This is a genomic window from Desulfovirgula thermocuniculi DSM 16036, assembly GCF_000429345.1.
Classification (GTDB): Bacteria; Bacillota; Desulfotomaculia; order Desulfotomaculales; family Desulfovirgulaceae; genus Desulfovirgula; species Desulfovirgula thermocuniculi.
The window spans coordinates 1-1597 of record NZ_AUBR01000122.1; the positions used below are offsets into that span (position 1 = coordinate 1).

A 1597-nucleotide genomic window follows, 5' to 3' on the forward strand; every position below is an offset into this window, starting at 1 on the left:
CGCCCGTTGAGCAGGCCCGTGAGGGGGTCGAGCGAGGCCAGCCGCCGCAGGGCCTCCCTCTCGCGCTCGGCCAGGCGGTAGTGCCCCGGCGGCGGGGGCGCGCCCAGCAGGAGGCCCACGGCCAGCCGCGACACCGGACTGAGGGGCAGTTCCAGGGCGCGCTCCGGCGGCAGGACCTCCGCCCCGGCGTGCTCCTCCCCGAAGCGGGACCAGGAAAGGGCGCGGGCAAGCAGGCCCTCCGGCGGCAGGGACGCGGCGAACTCAAACAGCGCCACGGCCTGTGCCTTGCCCGGCGCCAGCGCCAGGCCCCGGAAGGAGAGCTCGCCGTCCCCCGCGGCGAGGTCGACCTCCTCCCTCAGTTCCCGCAGGGCAGCCGCCGCCAGCGGGTCGGGACCCGCCGCGTCGGCCGGGACTGCCGTGCCCGTTACGCTGGCCGTCCAGAGGCCGCTCTGCACGGCCAGGTGCTCCCTCCTCTTCAGGGCCAGCACCCTACCCCCCGCGTGCACCAGCACGCTCACCGCCAGGGGTTTGCCCGCGGCGTCCTCCCACGTGCCCGGCCGCCCGGAGGCTTCCCCGAGGTTGGCCTCGACCGCGAACCGCACGAAACAGGCCGGGGTCAGTACCAGTTCGGCGCGCCCGCCCGGCCCCACGGAGAGCCGTGAGAGGGCCAGGCAGTCCCCCGTAAGGCCGCCGAACTCGACCACGACATCTAACTTCTTCAACGGCAGGTAGGAAACCAAGGCTCCCTTCCCCTTTCGTGCCTCGGCCAGCGCGTCCTCGGTGCACCGCGGGCACATGCAGGCCCCCGGATTCCTCTTGAGGAATTCTCCCAGTACTTCGGGCAAAAGTTCACGGAGTACGGCCTCCGTGCAGTTCCATAGCACGGTGACAGCGCCTCCTCTGACTTTGACTGTCTTTGACTATACTTGCCCCCCTGAAACGGGGGAGATGTTGCTGTGAGATGGGCGTGCGGCGTCCGCCCCCAGGCCATATAGAAAATTCTCCGCAAACTGCTTCGCCTCCCGCCCCTCTACCACCCAGTAGCTCACGCCGCCTATCGTCTCCGCCCTGCCAGGCAGGGTGGCAACTCCTATAGCTGGAATCCCCCTCGCCAGGGCAGCCCCCAGGAGGGCCAGCGTTTCGGTGGCGGGCAGGTCGGTGTCGCAACAGCGCAGCACCTCGGCCGCCACCAGCGGCAACCGCGGCAGGTTCTCCGGCCTCAGCGCCTGCGCGGCCAGGGCCTTCAGGAGCTTCTGCTGCCTTTCCACGCGGCCGATGTCGCCCCTGCCGTCGCCCCGCCAGCGGGCATACTGCAGGGCGCGCAGGCCGTCCAGCCTCTGATGCCCGGCCCTGAGGTCTATCTCCGAGAGCGCCCCCGCGGAGGAATCGTGGTGTCGCATGTCGCTCTCCACCTCCAGCTCGACGCCGCCGAGAAAGTCGACGGCGCGCACGAAGCCCTCCCACCGGAAGGCGAGGTAGCGGTCCACTTCCACGCCCAGCAGCCGGGAGACCGCCTCCCTGGCCAGTTCCGGCCCGCCCAGGGCGCAGGCGGAGTTGATCTTGTCTCTGCCGTGTCCGGGTATTTCCGCCAGCGTGT

General features: G+C 70.8%; 2 protein-coding genes. Both read right to left on the reverse strand.

All coding sequences use genetic code 11. The features are described from left to right. Window positions 1–884: NUDIX domain-containing protein (locus G454_RS19720; protein ID WP_035108127.1), on the reverse strand; the 884-nt coding region annotated here is incomplete at its 3' end. Window positions 885–920: 36 nt separating this feature from the next. Next, window positions 921–1597 (reverse strand): LCP family protein (locus tag G454_RS19725; protein WP_211230128.1); only part of this gene is annotated, 677 nt, incomplete at its 5' end.